Below are 16,014 nucleotides of genomic sequence, written 5' to 3'. Positions count from 1 at the left end.
CCCACGCGGGCCCTTCAGCGCGTATCGACCTCGCCCAGCGCGATCGGCGGGATCGCGGTGCCGAGCGGATGCCGCATCCACACGTGCCCGGTGCGGCGGTGCTCCTCCCGGGTCGCGAACGTGAACAGCTCCGTGCGGGCCCGCACCGCGCGCGGCCGCTCGCCGTCGAACGGGTCGTGGGCGAGCAGCCGCAGCGTCGCGGCATCCGCTTCGAGGAGTTTCTCGAGGAACCGGAGGAACCACACCTCGTGGAGGCGCCCGAGCGGCAGGAACCACATGAGCCAGTCGAGCCGCAGGTGGTACGGCGCGAACTGCCGCGGAACGCGCGCCGGGTCGCCGGGCTTGCCCTTGAAGCCGTACTCGCGCCACTCCGCGTCCCGGTCGCGCGGGTCGTCGACGGTGCCCTCGACGATGATCTCCACGCGCTCCTTCGTCACCGTGCCGAAGGCGCCGTAGGCGTTGACCAGCATGAAACGGTCGAAGCTCGCGTTCATCAGCTGCCGCTTCGAGAAGAGGTTCATGAGCGGATGCCGGCTGAGCCAGACGATCAGCACGGCGACCGCGAGCACGATCGTGATCCACCACGGCGGGCTCGTGGCATCCGCCGGCGTCTGGATCGCCTCGAGCGGCAGCCACGGCAGCAGCCACTGCACGGCCTCGTCGCCCACCGCGCCGAACGCGAGGACGATGGTGATCCAGTTGAGCCAAGCGAAGTTGCCCGTGACCACGAGCCAGAGCTGCGTGGCGATGATGACCGCCGCCGCGATCGTGCGGATCGGCTGCGGCGCGAACAGCAGGAACGGCACGACGAGTTGCGCGGCGTGGTTGCCGAGCACCTCCAGCCGGTGGAACCACGCCGGCAGCAGGTGGGCCCGGCGGCTCAGCGGGCCGGGCATGGGCTGGGTCTCGTGGTGGTACATGAGCGCCGTGAGATCGCGCCATTCGCGGCCGCCGCGGATCTTGATCATGCCGGCGCCGAACTCGAGGCGGAACACGAGCCACCACACGAGCACGATCGTCGGCAGCGGCGGCGGCACCTCACGCGACCCGAGGAACGCGACGAGGAACCCGGCCTCGCACAGCAGCATCTCCCAGCCGAAGCCGTAGAACGTCTGCCCGACGCTCACGATCGACAGGTACAGCGCCCACAGCGCGAGGAAGACGAGCATCGGCACCCACGGCGGGCCGAGCTGGGGCAGGCCGACGACGACGGATGCCGCGAGCACCGTGCCCGTCGCGCACACGGCGACGAGCTTCGCGTCGCTGTAGCCCCAGCGACGGAAGACCGTGGGACCGAGGTAGCCGAGTCGCCGCGTGCGCCGGAGGAACCCCACCGGCCGCCCGGCGCGCTCCTCGCGGTCGCGGGCACGCTGCTCGGCGCCGCGCACCGCCTCGAGGAGCTCGGGCACGGGAAGCAGGCCGCGTTCGCCGAGGAGCGGGCGGAACTGGTTCAGCGTCGACAGGAACGCGACGAGGAAGAGCGCCGCGATGCCGCGCTGGAGGACCTCGCGCGCCAGGTCGGCGTCGCGCGCGTCGAACCACGACAGCCAGTCGCCCCAATCCACGGCGTCACGCTATCCCGGGACCGGCGCGGGGCGCGGGCCGTTCGGCCCGCACCCCGCACGTCCTCCGGAGACCGGCCGGCTCAGGCCGGCGGGTTCTCGGGGTCGAGGGTCTCGATCGTCTCCTGCTCGACCGCATTGTCGGCCTCGAGGTCGTTCGCGTCGGTGCCGCGGTCGCTCGGCTTCGGCTCGGGTCCGGTGTCGCCGACGCCGCCCGCGGCGGTCTGCTCGGCGTCGCGCGCCTCGCGGTCGGCCGTGTCCGAATCGAGCATCGCGTCACCGTGCCCGCCGCTCATCCCGCCGATGGTTCCGCCCGTGTCGCTCATGCGTCCTCCGCTGATGGTGTTGATCGCGCCGGTGAGATCCGGCGTCTTCGCGTTGAGGTCGCCCGCGGGGCCGAGCCGATCCCGGCTCTCCCACGGGTTGAGGGGATCGTTCATCCCACTGCACCTCCTGTGTTTGCTACGGGTTCCACGCTCCTCGCGCGGGCGCGGCGCGTCAACCGGTTGACACCCCCGACACGCCGACGCGCCCCGGACCCGGCGGCTCGGGGCGCGTCGCTGCGGCGGTCGCGGGTCAGGCGACGAGCGCGACGCCCGCGTTCCAGCCCACCTTCTCCTGCACCGCGAGGGTGAGCTGCAGGAAGCCGACGGACTCGAGCTCGCGCGCTCGGGCGAGCGACCCGGCGTCGACGGCGTTCAGCCCGCCGGCGCGCACGACGTCGAGGAGGGCCCGCTTGGCGAGGTCGTCGTCGCCCGCGACGAGCACGGTGGTCGGCTGCGCGCCGCCCACGGTCTTCGCGGCGAGGGTCGCGGCGAAGTTGGTGTTGAAGGCCTTGAGGACGCGCGAGTCGGGCAAGGCTGCGGCGAGTTCGGCGGCGGCCGACGAGTCGGCGGGCACGACGAGCGAGTCGAAGGTCGCGAAGTCCAGCGGGTTGGTGATGTCGACGACGACCTTGCCCGCGAGCTGCTCGCGGCGCGCCTCGACGATCGTGGCGACCGAGGGGTAGGGCACGGCGAGGATCACGATGTCGCCGGTGACCTGCTCAACTGCGTCGCGGCCGACGTACTCGACGGTGTTGCCGCCCGCCGCCACGATGCCGCCGATGGCGGTGCCCATGTTGCCGTTTCCGATGATGCTGACCGTCGTCATGAGGTTCCTCTCCGCGCCGGATGACGCGATTACTTGTATCGACAACCAACACCGTAGCGTCGATCAGTTGTCGCGTCAACCAAGTGTGCGAGAATGAGGGCATGACGGAGGACACACGCTGGCTCAGCACCGAGGAATCGGCCGCCTGGGTTCGCCTCGTCGCGCTCACCGAACTGCTGCCCGGCGCCCTCGACGCCCAGCTGCTCCGCGACGCGCAGATCACCCACTTCGAGTACGTCGCGCTGATGGCGCTCGCCGCCGCCCCCGACCGCACCATGCGCATGACCGCGCTCGCCGCGCGCACCAACGCCACCCTCCCCCGCCTCTCCCACGTCGCGCGCCGCCTCGAGGACCGCGGGCTCATCCGCCGCTTCCCCTGCCCCGAGGACCGCCGCGCGACCAACGCGACCATCACCGACGCCGGCATGCGGCTCATCGACGACGCCGCGCCCGGCCACGTCGAGACCGTCCGCCGCAACGTGCTCGATGCGCTCACGCCCGAGCAGCTCCAGCAGCTCTACGACATCGCCGGCGCCGTCCTCACGCGCCTCGATCCCGACGAGCGGCTCACCGCGACCGCCTGCCAGTTCAGCGAAGGCCCCGCGATCGCGCGCGCCGGCTGACCCACGGCCGGCACCCCCGCCCGGTGCCTCCGCCGAGGGCAGATCTGCCCGCGGCAGCATCCGCCCCGCGGCATCCGCTCGAGGCGCAGGCTGGACCGCATGAGCGATCGAGAGACCCCACCCGTCCAGCCCATCGACGCCGAACTCACCCGGCGGCTCTTCCACGAGCGCATCATCGTGCTCGGCGACGAACTCGACCAGGCCGGCGGCAACCGCATCTGCGCCCAGCTCGTCGCGCTCGCCGCCGACGACGCGCGCCGCGACATCCGCTTCTGGATCAACTCGCCCGGCGGCTCGGTGCCGGCGATGCTCGCGATCCACGACGTGATGCGCGCCATCCCGAACGACGTCGCGACCATCGCCGTCGGCATGGCCGCGAGCGCCGGGCAGTTCCTCCTCACGGCCGGCACCCCCGGCAAGCGCGCCGCCCTGCCGCACTCGCGGATCCTGCTCCACCAGGGATCCGCGGGCATCGGCGGCACGGCGGTGGACATCGAGCTGCAGGCCGACGACCTGCGCCACACGCGTGACACCGTCCTCGGGCTCATCGCGCGCTACACCGGCCAGGCCGTCGAGCGGATCGCGCAGGACTCGCTGCGCGACCGGTGGTACACCGCCGAGCAGGCCGTCGTCTACGGGTTCATCGACCACGTCACCGAGCGGTTCGACGAGCTCTTCCCGCTCGAACCGCGCGCCGTCGCCGGACTGGGGGTGCCCGCATGACCAGCTACACGATCCCGTACGTCGTCGAGAAGCGCGGCGGCGTCGAGCGGTCGCTCGACGTGTACAGCCGGCTGCTCTCCGAGCGCATCGTCTACCTCGGCACCGAGATCGACGACGGCGTCGCGAACGTGCTCATCGCGCAGTTCCTCCACCTCGCGTCCGACTCGAGCGAAGCGCCGATCAGCCTCTACGTGAACTCCCCCGGCGGGTCGCCGAGCGCCGCGCTCGCGGTCTACGACACGATGCAGCACATCCGACCGGAGGTCGCGACCACCTGCGTCGGCCGCGCCGGCGGGCCCGCCGCTGTGCTCCTTGCAGGCGGTGCCCGGGGGCGACGCTCGATGCTGCCGCACAGCACCGTGACGCTCCACCAGCCGTCGACACAGGGCCGCGGGGCCGTGCCCGACCTGATCCTGCACGCCGACGAGGTGCTGCGCGTGCGCGGCGAGCTCGAGGCGGCGCTCGCCGGCGACACCGGCCGCTCGGTCGAGGCGATCCGCACCGACACCGACCGCGACCTGATCCTGCCCGCGCACGCCGCGGTCGACTACGGCCTCGCCGACCAGGTGCTCGCCGCCCAGGCCGTCGCCGCCCTCACCCCCCGCTGACCTCGCCCACCCCGCCCCGCCCGGGCCGCGAGATGACGCGAACGGCTGCTCGACTGGCTCGCACGGACGATTCGCGTCATCTCGCGGGCCGGCGGGCGGGGCGGGGCGGGGCGGGGCGGCGACCCGGCGGGGTCAGGCGGCGAGGAGGAAGACGTCGGCGACGCCGGCCGATAGCGTCGGCGCGGGGGCGAGGATGTCCTGCGCGGGTCCGGGGAGCGGCGCGGGGGCGAGCACGTCGCGGGCGGGCGCGGGAGCGAGCACGTCGCGGGCGGGCGCGGGAGCGAGGACGTCGTGGGCCGGCGCGGGGGCGTGGATGTCGCGGGCGGGTCCGGGGATCGGCGCGCGCACCGGTGCCGGGACCGGAGCGGACACCGGCGCGGACGAACCCGCGTCGGCCCGTGCGGGTGTGCGACTGCCGAGGCGCCCCGCGACCCGGCCGACGACGTCGGCGAGCTCAAGCCCGAGCGCGTCGGCGACGGCGCCGAGCACCTCGGACGAGGCCTCCTTGCGGCCGCGTTCGACCTCCGACAGGTACTGCGGCGACACGCCCGCCGTCGCCGCGACCTCGGTGAGGATCCGGTCCTGATCCAGGCGTTCACGGCGGAGCACCTCGCCGAGCACGTGCCGCCACAGCGGCCGCGCGGCGCGCGACGGTTCGGCCTGCGGGAACTCGATCAGCCTGCCCATGTGCCGAGGCTACGCACGCCCCGGCTCCGGCGACAGGTCGATCCGCTCACAGCAGAACGCCCGCGCCCGGCTCCGCGTGGGGTCAGCGGGGCTCGTACGTCAGGCAGTCCGCGTCGACCGCACCGGGCCCCACGCGCACGGCCGTCGCGGTGCACTCCAGCGAGTCGTTGTGCACGCACTCCGACCGCTGGCACGCGCCGACGTGGGAGATCACCTTGTCGAGCCCGCCCTTCGTGCCGAGCGGGATGAACGTGGCGCACTCGGCGTCGCCCACCGAGCCCGCGATCGTGACCGCGGCGGCGTGGCAGCTCGAGTGGTCGTTGTACGAGCACCCGGTCACCGAGCATTCGGCGACGGCGGGCAGTTCGTCGAGGGTCATGCTCATGGTGACCTCCTGAGGTGGTGTCGACCGGCAGGTGCGGGCGATGCTACTCCGCAGGGCGACGAGCGACCAGACCCGGTGCGCGCGTCGCGCCGGAATCGGGGTCACCGGTCAGAGCAGCCAGGGGTCGATGCCGAGGTCGTCGGCCCGCGGCGGGTCGGCGATCGCCGGGGGCGGCGGCATCCGTCGTCGCGCCGCGGCCGCCGCACGCCCCTGCACGACGCCCTTCGCGCCGGTCGCGCCCGCGCCGAGCCGGACGAGGTCCTTCGTGCGCGGGCCGGTGGGCAGGTCGCGCGGGAGCGCGCCCGCGGCCACGATCCACCGCGGCAGGCCGAGCAGGCCGAGCACGCGAGCCAGCCGCTCCGACTCGTAGACGCTGTCGGTGTCGAGCTCCTCGCCGAGCACCTCGGCGAGCTCCTCCGCGGCATCCGCTCGCCCCACCGCCTCGGCGAACGCCTCGGCGTGCTCGACGCCGAACGGCTCGGCGAGCACCTCGTCGTCGGCGCCGGGTTCGCGGGACGGGTCGCTCGAGTAGCGCCCGAGCTCGTCGGGGCCGCGGAACGCCGCGAGCACGAGCTGCCGGTCGAGCCGCACGCGCGCGACGACCACCACGGTGTGCAGCGCCGCCGCGAGCGCCGCTCCCACCTCGAGGACGCCGCTGCGCGCCGTCGCCACCGTGCCGTCGCCGGGATCGCCGAGCGCGACGACCCAGCCCGACTCGGCCGGGGCGACCCAGCCGGTGAAGCGGATGCCGCGGAGCGCGTCGACCACGAGCGACTCGTCGCCGATGCGCACGAGCGCGGCGCCGTACGTCTCGCCGATGGGTCCGCCCCCGTCGGGCGTGCTGCCCGGGATCGCGTACGTCACGCCGACCTCCCGTTCGCCATGTCCCGATGCTCGCACGGATGGCGCGCGACCGCAGCCGCAGGCCCGTGCCGCGGGCGTCCTGGGGGGAGGGACGTCCGCGGCACGGGCTGCACTCAGGCGGGCGTTACTCCGCGACCGGGATCGACTGGGCCTCGAGCGCCTTGATGGTCGACTCCTGGCCCTTCTCGAGGGCCTCCATCAGGGTGCTGCTGCCGGATGCGGCGGCCTTGAACCCGTCGGAGACGTCAGCGTAGGTCTGCGTCATCGTCGGACCCCAGACGAAGTCCGGGCTGACCTGCGCCGCCGCCTCGGCGAACACGTCGTAGATGGGCTGGCCGCCGTAGAACTCGACGCCCTCCTTCAGCACGGGCAGGTCGAGGCCCGCCTCGGTGGCGGGGTAGATCTGCGCGGTCTCGTTCAGCGAGGTGAGCGCCTCCTCCGAGGTGTTCAGCCACAGCGCGAACTTCGCCGCCTCGTAGAGGTGGTCGGTGCCGTTGAACACGGCGATCGACGAGCCGCCCCAGTTGCCGGCGACCGCGTCGCCCTCGTTCCACTGCGGCGCGAGCGCGACCGACCAGTTGCCCGCCGTGTCCGGCGCGCCCGACAGGATCGAGTTGGCACCCCAGACGGCCGAGTTCCAGGTCCAGACCTCGCCCGAGTTGTACGCGTTGTTCCACTCGTCGGTCCAGGCCGGGTAGGTCGAGACGAGGTCGTTCTCGATGAGGTCCTGCCAGTACTCGGCGACCGTCATCGACTCGTCGCTCGTGAGCTCGACCGTCCACGCGTCACCGTCGTTGGCGAACCACTGGCCGCCCGCCTGCCAGACGAAGCCGGCGAACTGGTTGATGTCGGTCTGCGAGAAGTTGGTGATGTAGCCGCCCTGCTCGCGGATCGTCACGGCCGCCTCGCGGTACTCCTCCCACGTGGTCGGCACCTCGATGCCGGCCTGCTCGAAGAGGTCGCTGCGGTAGAACAGGGCCATGGGGCCCTGGTCCTGCGGGATGCCGTAGACCTCGTCCTCGGTGCCGAGGGTGACCTGGCCCCAGGTCCAGTCGAGGAACTGGTCCTCGGCGGCGAGCACGTCTTCGCAGGCGCCGAGGTTCACGAGGCCGTCCTGCACGCGGAAGTTCGGCAGCGCGTCGTACTCGATCTGGCCGAGGTCGGGGGCATTGCCCGCCTCGAGCTGGTTGAAGAAGTTCTGGTAGGTGCCGGCGTTGCCCGAGGGGCCGGTCTGCACCTCGACCTGGATGTCGGGGTTCTCCTCGTTCCAGATCGCGACGGCGTCCTCGATGCCGGGGATCCAGCTGGTGAAGGTGAGCGTGACGTCCTCGCCCGCGGGCTCGCAGGATGCCGCGGCGTCGCCGCCGCCGCCCCCGGAGCTCGCGCCGCCCGCGGCGCACCCGGTCAGGGCGAGCGCGGCGGAGGTGAGCAGGGCTGCGGTGACCGCTCGTTTCGTGTGACGCATGGTTTCCTCTTCTCGGTGTGGGGTTGGTGCCCGGATGCCCCGGGCGGGCTCTACTTCAGGGCTCCGGTGCCGAGGCCCGTGCGCCAGTAGCGCTGAAGCAGCAGGAAGGTGATGATCAGGGGGATGATCGACAGCAGCGATCCGACGAGCACGTAGGTGCGCAGCTCGGGGAACTGGTTGACCGTGGAGTTCCAGGCGTAGAGGCCGTAGGTGACGGGGAACAGCTCCTCGCTGCGCAGCATGATCAGCGGCAGGAAGAAGTTGTTCCAGATGGTCACGAACTGGAACAGGAACACCGTGATGAGCGCCGGGAACATGAGGCGGATCGAGACGGTGAAGAAGGTGCGGATCTCCCCCGCGCCATCCAGCCGGCTCGCCTCGAGCAGTTCGTCGGGCACGGATGCCTCGGCGAACACGCGCGACAGGTACACGCCGAACGGGCTCACGACGCTCGGGAGGAACACCGCCCAGAACGTGTCGGTGAGCTGGACGCGGCTGAACAGCAGGAACAGCGGGAGTGCGAGCGCGGTGGCGGGCACGAGGACGCCGCCGAGCACGATGTTGAAGATCGTCTCGCGCCCGGGGAAGCGGTACTTCGCCAGGGCGTAGCCGCACATGGCCGCGAGGATCGTCGCGACGACCGCGCCGAGGCCCGCGTACAGGAGGCTGTTGAGGATCCACTTCAGGTAGACGCCGTCGCGGTGGGCGAGGAGGGCGCCGATGTTCTCGAACAGCCGGAAGTCGGCGAACCAGAGCGGGTTGGTGCTGAACAGGTCGCCGCGGCTCTTCGTCGAAGCGACGAGCAGCCACCAGATCGGCACGAGGAAGTACAGCGTGAAGACGGCCATGACGAGCATGGCGCCGGTGCGCGAGAGGATGCTCTCCCGGGGGCCGCGGCCGACCGACGGCATGTCGCCGTGGCGGTCGACGCCGCGCGGGTTGACCGCGGGCATGGCCGAGGTCGCGTCGGGGCCGATCGCGGTGCTCATGCGTCCGCTCCCTTCCGTCGGGTGAGTCGCAGGAACGTGAACGAGAGGATGAACGTGGCGAGCGCGAGCACGACCGAGAAGGCCGCGGCGAGCGAGACGTTCGGGATCGAGCTGGTCGCGTAGATCGTCATGTTCGGCGTGTACGTGCTCGTGACCGCCGAGCTGAACGACCGGAACGTCTGCGGCTCGGCGAGCAGCTGGAGCGTGCCGATGATCGACAGCACGGCCGTGAGTACGAGTGCGGGGCGGACGAGCGGGATCTTGATCGACCAGGCGATGCGCGCCTGGCCCGCGCCGTCGATCCGCGCCGCCTCGTAGATCTCCTGCGGGATGGCGAGCAGCGTCGAGTAGATGATGAGCATGTTGTAGCCGACGAACACCCAGGTGACGACGTTCGCGATCGCCCACAGCACGAAGTCGGCCGAGAGCAGGTTGACCTGGCTCGTGAGCGCCTGGAACGGCGACAGGTTCGGCGAGTACAGGAAGCCCCACATGATCGCCGCGATGACGCCGGGGACGGCGTACGGCGCGAAGAACGCCAGCCGGAAGAACTTCTTGCCGCGGATCAGCGGCGAGTCGAGCAGGAGCGCGAACAGCAGCGCGAGCGCGAGCATGACGGGCACCTGCACGATGCCGAAGAGCAGCACGCGGCCGACGGACGTCCAGAACGCCTCGTTCTGGAAGACCAGCTCGTACTGGCGGAGCCCGCCGAAGACCTCGGTCGCGGTGCCGTACGTGCCCTCGCGCTCGACGACGAGCAGCGACTGCCAGACGGCCACGCCGATGGGAATGAGGTAGAACAGCACGAACATCGCCGCGAACGGCCCGACGAAGGCGACGATCGCCCACGGGTGCTGCACGCGCCGTCGGCGCGTCGGCGTCCGGCGGCCGCGTCCCTCCTCGGCGGCCAGTCGCGCCGCGGTCGCGGGGGTGGCGGATGCGGTCATTCCGCGTCCTCCTCTCTGATCACCCGGACCGCGCCGGCGGGCACCGCGAGGCGCCCGTCCGCGACGGTTCCGGTCACGAGTTCGGTGCCGCGCGCGTCGACCTCGACGGCGTCGGCGCCGTGGTTCACGACGAAGGTGTACGCCCGGCCCTCGGCGATGCGGCGCGTGATCTCGACGTCGGCGCCGGCGGCGGGGGCGGATGCCGCGCCGGCACCCTCCACGACCCGGCCGACGAGGTCGAGCAGGTCGTCGCGCTCGAGCAGCGTGGCGAGGTACCAGGCGTCGCCCGCGCCGGAGCTGCCGGCGCGGCGGGTCACGGCGGGGCGGCCGGCGGCGGGGCCGTCGGCGAAGCGGTCGAGCACCGCGGCATCCGTCGCCTCGACCCGTTCGGCCCACAGCGAGGCGGCCGCGCCGGACTCGAGGACGAGCGGCGTGCCGGGGAGCACGGGCGTGAACTCCTCGACGCGGACGCCGAGCAGGTCGCGCCAGGCGCCGGGGTACCCGCCGGGTCGCACCCGGTCGTGCTCGTCGACGATGCCGCTGTAGAACGTGACGAGCACGTGGGTGCCGGATGCCACGGCCGCGTCGAGCGCGGCGGCGTCCTCGTCGCCGACGAGGTAGAGGCCCGGGACGACGACGAGGCGGTAGCCGCTGAGATCGGCGCCGGGGCGGACGACGTCGACGCTCACGCCGAGGTCGTGCAGCGCCCCGTAGAGCGCGTGCACCTGGTCGAGGTACTCGATGGCGTGGGTCGGCCGGGTCTCGGCGTCGGAGGCCCACCACGACTCCCACGAGAACAGGAGCGCGACGTCGGCCTGCACGCGCGTGCCTGCGACCTCGTCGAGCGCGCCGACGATGCGGCCGAGCTCGACGACCTCGCGCCAGAGGGCGGAGTCGGTGCCCGCGTGCGGCACCAGTGCGGAGTGGAACTTCTCGGAGCCCTGCAGCGAGGCCCTCCACTGGAAGAAGCAGACGCCGTCCGCACCGCGCGCGACGTGGGCGAGCGAGTTGCGCAGCAGCTGGCCGGGTTCCTTCGCGAGGTTCACGGGCTGCCAGTTGACCGATCCGGTGGAGTGCTCCATGAGCAGCCAGGGCTCGCCGCCCGCGAGGCCGCGGGTCAGGTCGGCCGCGAAGGCCAGTTCGGTGCGCGGCTCGCCGAGCCGGTGGTCGAGGTAGTGGTCGTTCGCGATGACGTCCATGTCGGGTGCCCACGACCAGTAGTCGAGGTTCCGGATGTGCGCGGTGACCATGAAGTTCGTCGTGATGGGCAGGTCGCTGCGGCGACGGATGACGGCGGCCTCCGCCCGGTAGTGGTCGAGCAGCTGCTCGGACGAGAACCGGTGGAAGTCGAGCACCTGGCCCGGGTTGCGGCTGGAGAGGGTGAGCTTGGGGGTGAGGATCTCGTCCCAGTCGGTGTACCGCTGGCTCCAGAAGCTCGTGCCCCAGGCGCGGTTCAGCTCGGCGATCGTGCCGTACCGGGCGCGGAGCCAGCGCCGGAAGGTGCGCGTGCTCTCGTCGCAGTGGCAGAGCGCGTTGTGGCAGCCGAGCTCGTTCGACACGTGCCACAGCGCGACCGCGGGGTGCCGGCCGTAGCGCTCGGCGACCGCGTCGACGAGCTTCAGCGCCGCACGGCGGAACACGGGCGAGCTCGGGCACCAGGCCTGGCGGCCGCCGGGGAACCGCGTGGTGCCGTCCGCGACGACGGGCAGGATCTCGGGGTGCCGCGTGGTGAGCCACGGGGGCGGCGAGGAGGTGCCGGTGCCGAGGTTGATGCGGATGCCGGCCTCGTGGAGGAGGTCGACGACCTCGTCGAGCGCGGAGAAGTCGAAGGCGCCGTCGGGACCCTGCAGCGCGGCCCAGCCGAAGATGTTGATGGCGACGAGGTCGACGCCGGCCTCGCGCATGAGCGCGACGTCCTCGCGCCAGACGGCCGGGTCCCACTGCTCGGGGTTGTAGTCGCAGCCGAAGGCGATGCCCTGGTGCTGGAAGCGGGGGCGGGCGGCGGCGGGTGCAGGCTCGGCCTGCTGCGGCGGGATCGGCGCCAGCGTCGTCGCGTGGTGGTCCACGGTGCTCCCGGTGATCGTCATTGAACCTGTGAACGTGCACAGTTTCGCGTGAGCGGGTCGGCCTCGCGATTTCTGTGAACGTACACAGAATGGCACCGCGCGGCATCCGTGTCAACACCCCGCCGCCGCTACAGTGAGTCGCATGACGACGAAGCGGGCCCGCGCGAAGCGCGCCACGGTGCACGACGTGGCCCTCGAGGCCGGCGTCTCCCGCGGCACCGTGAGCCGCTACGTCAACGGCGAGCGCTACGTCTCCGCCGCCGCGCGCGAGGCCATCGAGGCGGCCATCGCCAAGGTCGGCTACGTGCCGAACACGGCGGCGCGCAACCTCGTGATGCAGCGCACCCAGGCCGTCGGCTTCATCGTCCACGAGCCGCACTCGCTCTTCGTCGAGGACCCCAACATCGGCGAGATCCTGCTCGGCGCGAATGCGCGACTGTCCGAGGCCGACCACCAGATGGCCGTGCTCATCGTCGACACCGAACGCGACACCGAGCGCGTCGCCCGCTACCTCTCGGGCGGCCTCGTCGACGGCGTCGTCATCGTCTCCGCGCGCGCCGACGACCCGATCACGCGCGTCGTCGAGCGCCTGCAGCTGCCCGCGGCGTACGTCGGCCATCCGCCGGGCGCCGCCAGCACGGCGTCATTCGTGGTGATCGACAACCGCGGCGCGGCGAGCGCGATCACCGAACGACTGGCCGCCACCGGCCGCTCACGCATCGGCATGATCGCCGCCGCCCTCGACCGCGACTCGGGCGCCGACCGGCTGAGCGGCTTCCGCGCCGCCCTCGGCGACCGGTTCGACGAGACCCTCGTCGAACCCGTTCCGCTCTACTCGTACTCCGCCGGGCGCGACGGCATGCGCCGCCTGCTCGAGCGCGCGCCCGACCTCGACGGGGTGTTCGCCGCGTCCGACGCGGTGGCCGCGGGCGCGATCGAGGCGCTCAAGGAGGCGGGACGCCGGGTTCCCGAGGACGTCGGGGTGGTGGGGTTCGACGACAGCGCCTGGGCCCGTCGCACGACGCCGCCGCTCTCGACCGTGCGGCAGCCCGCGGCGGGCCTCGGGGCGGGCGCGGCCGAGCTCGTGCTCGACCGCCTCCGCGGCGAGGACACGCCGGCCGAGCGCCGCCTCGACTGCGAGATCGTCTGGCGCGACTCCGCCTGACCGGCCGTTCCGCTCCTCCTCCGTTTCTCAGGAGACACGCCCGGCCGGATCGCGCGATCCCGGAACCGACGCGCGGGTCGGGGCCGCGTTCCGCGATCCTCCGCCGGCGCTCCTGAGAAACGCATCACGGGGAGGACGGTCAGGGGCGCAGGCGGCGGCGGTACGCCGCGGGCGCCTCGCCGCAGCGCTCGCGGAAGCGCGCGTAGAACTGGCTCTGCGACCGGAACCCGGCGGCGTGGCCAACGTCGGGCACCGCGAGGTCGGTCGTGAGCAGCAGGTGCTGGGCCCGCGCCACGCGGCACTGCGCGAGGTACTCGCCGATCGTGATCCCGAGCGCCCGGCGGAACACGGTCATGGCGTGCTGCGGTGCGAGGTGCACCTGGCGTGCCACGTCGTCGACGCGCACCTCCTCGTCGGCGTGCTCCGAGATCCACGCGGCCATCGCGGCGGCGTCCGGGCGCAGCCCGCCGCCGGCCGCGACCGCCGACTCGACCGCTCGCGGCTCGGATGCGGCGAGCGCGGCCCGACCCACGAACCCCTCGATCTCAGCGGATGCCGCACGCCGGGCCTCGCCGCCCGCCGCGAGTTCCCCGGCCCACACGCCGACCCGACCCTCGAGGTCGAGCCCCGGCCCGGCGGGGACCAGCGCGAATCCGCCCGCGAGCAGGCGCGGGACCATCCCGCCGGGCAGCCGCCAGCCGAGCGCCGTCCCGAGCGGGACGGTGAGCCACGAGACGAGGCCGCGCGACGCGTCGGTCAGGAGCTGGTGCGGCCTCGCCGCCCAGAACAGCGCGAGCGTGCGCGGCGGGATGTGCACGGCGCGTCCGTCGACGAGGTAGTCGAGGCCGCCCGGCGAGAGGTTGAGCTCGAGGTCGTCGTGCCGGTGCGCAACCGTCATGGCGGCGGTCGCGCCCTGCCAGCAGGAGAGCCCGAACGACCTCGCTCCGTGTGCGCTTGCGTCGACGTCGAAGCTCATGATCCCGGAATCCTCGCACATTCGACAGGAAGACCTGCTCGATCGTGCGACCTACCGTGAGATGCGAACCCGCCGACAGGAAGGACCGACATGACCCTCGCCGAGCCCGCCGCCCGCGCCGCGGCATCCGCTGCCGACCACCACCTGACGCCCGAGCAGGTGCGCTTCTTCGACGAGCACGGCTACCTCGTGCTGCGCGGGCGCATCCCCACCGCGACGCTCGCCCGCCTGCAGGACGCCGCAGACGCGTGGATCGCCGACGGCTGCGCGCTCGACGAGAGCGACCCCGCGGCATCCGACTACCAGTGGGCCACGCGGGGCGGCGAGCGCCGCATGTTTCGCGTCGACTACCTGCACGCCAAGGGCCAGGCGGCGTCGCTGGAGCTGCTCGGCAGCCCCGCCGTGCTGGGCATCGCCGAGAGCCTCGCCGGACCGGACTTCGTGCCGACCTACGAGTCGCTCGTGTTCAAGGACGAGGGCGACGGCGCCGCGATCGACTGGCACCAGGACGCCGTGCACCCGCGCACGCACCGCATCTTCAACATCGACGTGTACCTCGACGCCTCGCGCGCGGGCGAGGGCGCGCTGCGGGTCGCGCCCGGCTCGCACCTCGCACCCGTCGACGTGTGCCAGCTCCAGGAGGAGTACGGGTGGGATGCGCCCGGCGTGATCCAGGTCGAGCTCGAGCCCGGCGACGTGCTCGTGCACGACGTGATGGTCGTGCACGGCTCCGAGGCGGTCACGGGCAACCGGCTCCGCCGCACGATCTACTACGAGTTCCGCGCGGCCGAGCAGATCCTCGCCGAGGGACCCTGGGACGCCGAGTGGATCGACCGGCGCCTGCGCCTGCTGCCCGTCGCGCTGCGCGAGCACGCGCGCGCCAACCCGGGTGCCGCGCCGTTCGCGTGGAACCTCGACCCAGCGCTGCGCCCGGAGACGACCGGCGACGACGCGGCCGAGTTGCGCATCGCGCACCTCGTGCACTCCCCCGGCTCGTACTGCAGCGCGGGGAGCGTGCCGTTCACCGAGTGAGCGCGGTCAGCCCCGCAGCGCCTCGGCGATGGGCGTGTCGCCGTTGTTGAAGCGGATGGTGCGCCCGATCGTCGCCGGCTCGTCGAGCGTCGCGACCACCACTGCCGCGACATCCGCGCGGTCGACCTGCCCGCTCTCCTCGCCGGTCGTGTCGATGCGGCCCGTGCCGGGGCCGTCGGCGAGCGTCGACGGGCCGAGGATCGTGTAGTCGAGCCCGGTCGAGCGCAGGTGCTCGTCGGCGTCGGCCTTCGCGTCGGCGTAGTGGCGGAACGCGCTGTCGGCGGGCACGCGGTGGTCGACGCGGGAACCGAAGTACGACACCATCACGTAGCGGCGCACGCCCGCGCGCTCGGCGGCATCCATCGATCGCACCGCGGCGTCGTGGTCGACCGCGCGGGTGCGCTCGGGGTTGCCGCCGCCGGCGCCCGCCGACCACACGACCGCGTCGTGCCCGGCGATGAGTTCGGCGAGCGCGTCGACGTCGAGCGTCTCGACATCCGCCACCACCGGGTTCGCCCCGGTCGCCGCGACGTCCTCGGCGTGCTCGGGGTTGCGGATCACCGCGTCCACCTCGTCGCCCCGGCCCGCCAGCAGTCGCTCGACCTGCTGCGCGACCCGCCCGTGCCCTCCGATGACCAGCACCTTCGTCATCCGTCCGTCCCCCTCCGTCGGTTGCTTCGAGCGTAGTGACGGATGCCGCGGCGGCAACCTGCGGCGGCGAAATCGGGGGTGGCCCGGCGCAGGCCCGGCCCGGCAGAATGGGGCGCACA

17 protein-coding genes are annotated in these 16,014 nt (G+C 72.8%); 5 read left to right on the top strand and 12 right to left on the bottom strand.

The annotated features are described in order from the left end of the window. Positions 1–14 precede the first annotated feature (14 nt). The 3 genes from AVP42_RS04390 to AVP42_RS04380 form a co-directional block, all read right to left on the bottom strand. Positions 15–1,565, bottom strand: a complete 1,551-nt coding sequence (locus AVP42_RS04390; protein ID WP_067946444.1) for a lipase maturation factor family protein — start codon at positions 1,563–1,565, stop codon at positions 15–17. 80 nt (positions 1,566–1,645) lie between these two features. Then, the gene (locus AVP42_RS04385) at positions 1,646–2,002 is read right to left on the bottom strand and encodes a hypothetical protein (protein ID WP_067946442.1); all 357 of its coding nucleotides are present in this window, start codon (positions 2,000–2,002) and stop codon (positions 1,646–1,648) included. A 136-nt stretch (positions 2,003–2,138) separates the two neighbouring features. Then, positions 2,139–2,714: an NADPH-dependent F420 reductase gene (locus tag AVP42_RS04380; RefSeq protein ID WP_067946440.1), complete on the bottom strand. Its 576-nt coding sequence runs from the start codon at positions 2,712–2,714 to the stop codon at positions 2,139–2,141. Between the two features lie 101 nt (positions 2,715–2,815). Here AVP42_RS04380 and AVP42_RS04375 point away from each other — a divergent pair, with 101 nt between their 5' ends. From AVP42_RS04375 to AVP42_RS04365, 3 genes are all read left to right on the top strand, one after another. Next, positions 2,816–3,337, top strand: coding sequence for a MarR family winged helix-turn-helix transcriptional regulator (locus AVP42_RS04375; RefSeq protein ID WP_067946438.1), 522 nt, complete (start codon positions 2,816–2,818; stop codon positions 3,335–3,337). Positions 3,338–3,436: 99 nt separating this feature from the next. After that, on the top strand, positions 3,437–4,060 hold the full coding sequence (locus AVP42_RS04370) for a ClpP family protease (protein WP_067946436.1): 624 nt from the start codon (positions 3,437–3,439) through the stop codon (positions 4,058–4,060). After that, a complete protein-coding gene (locus AVP42_RS04365) occupies positions 4,057–4,668 on the top strand; it encodes a ClpP family protease (RefSeq protein WP_067946434.1) in 612 nt (203 codons plus the stop codon). Before AVP42_RS04370 ends, AVP42_RS04365 begins: the two co-directional genes overlap by 4 nt. Positions 4,669–4,800: 132 nt before the next feature. On the opposite strand, the gene AVP42_RS16210 is transcribed toward AVP42_RS04365, so the two are convergent. The 7 genes from AVP42_RS16210 to AVP42_RS04330 all read right to left on the bottom strand — a co-directional run bounded on the left by AVP42_RS16210 (position 4,801) and on the right by AVP42_RS04330 (position 12,092). Continuing rightward, a complete protein-coding gene (locus AVP42_RS16210) occupies positions 4,801–5,355 on the bottom strand; it encodes a helix-turn-helix domain-containing protein (protein ID WP_082846985.1) in 555 nt (184 codons plus the stop codon). 82 nt (positions 5,356–5,437) lie between these two features. Further along, positions 5,438–5,740 carry a DUF1540 domain-containing protein gene (locus AVP42_RS04355; protein WP_067946433.1) on the bottom strand — a complete coding sequence of 101 codons (303 nt, stop codon included), beginning with the start codon at positions 5,738–5,740 and terminating at the stop codon, positions 5,438–5,440. Positions 5,741–5,848: 108 nt separating this feature from the next. Continuing rightward, positions 5,849–6,604 carry a hypothetical protein gene (locus tag AVP42_RS04350; RefSeq protein WP_067946431.1) on the bottom strand — a complete coding sequence of 252 codons (756 nt, stop codon included), beginning with the start codon at positions 6,602–6,604 and terminating at the stop codon, positions 5,849–5,851. Positions 6,605–6,728: 124 nt separating this feature from the next. Then, positions 6,729–8,069 carry an ABC transporter substrate-binding protein gene (locus tag AVP42_RS04345; RefSeq protein WP_067946429.1) on the bottom strand — a complete coding sequence of 447 codons (1,341 nt, stop codon included), beginning with the start codon at positions 8,067–8,069 and terminating at the stop codon, positions 6,729–6,731. 50 nt (positions 8,070–8,119) lie between these two features. Then, positions 8,120–9,022: a carbohydrate ABC transporter permease gene (locus AVP42_RS04340; RefSeq protein ID WP_197466952.1), complete on the bottom strand. Its 903-nt coding sequence runs from the start codon at positions 9,020–9,022 to the stop codon at positions 8,120–8,122. Between the two features lie 32 nt (positions 9,023–9,054). After that, on the bottom strand, positions 9,055–10,005 hold the full coding sequence (locus tag AVP42_RS04335) for a carbohydrate ABC transporter permease (protein WP_067946427.1): 951 nt from the start codon (positions 10,003–10,005) through the stop codon (positions 9,055–9,057). Further along, a complete protein-coding gene (locus tag AVP42_RS04330; protein WP_082846983.1) occupies positions 10,002–12,092 on the bottom strand; it encodes a beta-galactosidase in 2,091 nt (696 codons plus the stop codon). The genes AVP42_RS04335 and AVP42_RS04330 overlap by 4 nt, the downstream gene beginning before the upstream one ends. Positions 12,093–12,213: 121 nt before the next feature. Between AVP42_RS04330 and AVP42_RS04325 the strand changes: the two genes are divergently transcribed. Further along, complete coding sequence (locus AVP42_RS04325) at positions 12,214–13,236, top strand: LacI family DNA-binding transcriptional regulator (RefSeq protein ID WP_067946425.1); 1,023 nt, start codon at positions 12,214–12,216, stop codon at positions 13,234–13,236. A 139-nt stretch (positions 13,237–13,375) separates the two neighbouring features. Here AVP42_RS04325 and AVP42_RS04320 read toward each other — a convergent pair whose 3' ends face one another. Next, the gene (locus AVP42_RS04320; RefSeq protein ID WP_067946423.1) at positions 13,376–14,212 is read right to left on the bottom strand and encodes a helix-turn-helix domain-containing protein; all 837 of its coding nucleotides are present in this window, start codon (positions 14,210–14,212) and stop codon (positions 13,376–13,378) included. A gap of 90 nt (positions 14,213–14,302) precedes the next feature. Between AVP42_RS04320 and AVP42_RS04315 the strand changes: the two genes are divergently transcribed. Beyond that, complete coding sequence (locus tag AVP42_RS04315) at positions 14,303–15,244, top strand: phytanoyl-CoA dioxygenase family protein (protein WP_067946422.1); 942 nt, start codon at positions 14,303–14,305, stop codon at positions 15,242–15,244. Positions 15,245–15,250: 6 nt separating this feature from the next. Here AVP42_RS04315 and AVP42_RS04310 read toward each other — a convergent pair whose 3' ends face one another. Then, positions 15,251–15,895, bottom strand: a complete 645-nt coding sequence (locus tag AVP42_RS04310; protein WP_067946420.1) for an SDR family oxidoreductase — start codon at positions 15,893–15,895, stop codon at positions 15,251–15,253. Positions 15,896–16,014: the final 119 nt, after the last annotated feature.

The organism is Agromyces sp. NDB4Y10 (assembly GCF_001620055.1).
In the GTDB taxonomy this organism is placed as follows: domain Bacteria; phylum Actinomycetota; class Actinomycetes; order Actinomycetales; family Microbacteriaceae; genus Agromyces; species Agromyces indicus.
This window is presented reverse-complemented; position numbering and strand designations above follow the sequence as displayed.